The organism is Candidatus Schmidhempelia bombi str. Bimp, from assembly GCF_000471645.3.
Taxonomy (GTDB): Bacteria; Pseudomonadota; Gammaproteobacteria; order Enterobacterales; family Orbaceae; genus Utexia; species Utexia bombi.
Genome location: NZ_AWGA01000090.1, coordinates 1 through 988, shown reverse-complemented (window position 1 = coordinate 988; position 988 = coordinate 1). Strand labels below are relative to the sequence as shown.

Annotated in this window: 1 protein-coding gene; it reads left to right on the top strand. The window is 37.4% G+C overall.

Annotated features, from left to right (window positions below; all coding sequences use genetic code 11):
* Positions 1–408 precede the first annotated feature (408 nt).
* A complete protein-coding gene (locus O970_RS08935; protein WP_133459361.1) occupies positions 409–936 on the top strand; it encodes a lysozyme in 528 nt (175 codons plus the stop codon).
* Positions 937–988: the final 52 nt, after the last annotated feature.

Genomic DNA, 988 nt, shown 5'->3' with positions numbered 1-988 from the left:
TTAAAATCAATTCACTCACTTTTAAACGCCAATTAATGGCGACCTATAATAACCTGTTTGTACCCGATATAATTTAATTAATGCAAAAACAGAAAGCCGACGAGAGTCGGTTTTTTTATGTCTACATATTAAGTTATCTTACTTACGCAGTAAATCGATAGCAGTACAAGAGACGCGCACAATTAAATATAGCTAGTCTAGTACGCTACCTCCTCATTAATTTATCTTATGGTAACGAATAGAGAAAGTCAGTTATCACTCTTATCGTATTTTTGGGGCAAGAGGGGCATTGGTCTAAACAATATCACCATTACTATCGATATTATATTATTCATAGCGATAAGAAAGAGTTACTGATGGGAATAAACACAGCAATTTTTATCATAAAAAAACTTAAGAGAGCAAGATATGAGAAGCACAACAAAACTAGCGACCAAAACGGTTTGTAGTGTTTCAGCCATAATTGGTATTGTTAGCGCCAACTACCCAGATGAAATTAGGACGAGTAAAACAGGACTAGAAATTATCGGTCATGCGGAATCATGTGTACGCGAGCCTTATTACTGCCCGGCAAACGTGTTGACGGTGGGCATTGGTTCAACGGGCAGTAATATTGAGCATAGAAGCTACTCAGATGAAGAGATAGCTAAGCGTTGGGTTAATGACATTAAAACAGCGGAGCGATGCGTTAACCGGTACGCTAATGGTTTTCATCTCCCGCAATCGGTTTTTGATGCGGTCACGTCGATTACATTTAATATTGGCTGTACAAAAATGAGGGATTCGACAATGTATAAATACCTAAATCAAGGTAATTATAAAGCGGCATGTAATGAGTTTCCTCGTTGGAATAAAGCTGGCGGTCAAGTACTAAACGGTTTGGTGAATAGACGAGAAAAGGAGAAAAAACTGTGCCTATCGTATGCTTCATCGTAGCTGCAATAATGACAGTCAATGAAAGGAATTATTTTTTATCATTAATATTGAG

Excerpts from the sequence above, each read along its gene's own strand:
- O970_RS08935 (WP_133459361.1), top strand. The coding sequence starts at position 409 with ATGAGAAGCACAACAAAACTAGCGACCAAAACGGTTTGTAGTGTTTCA.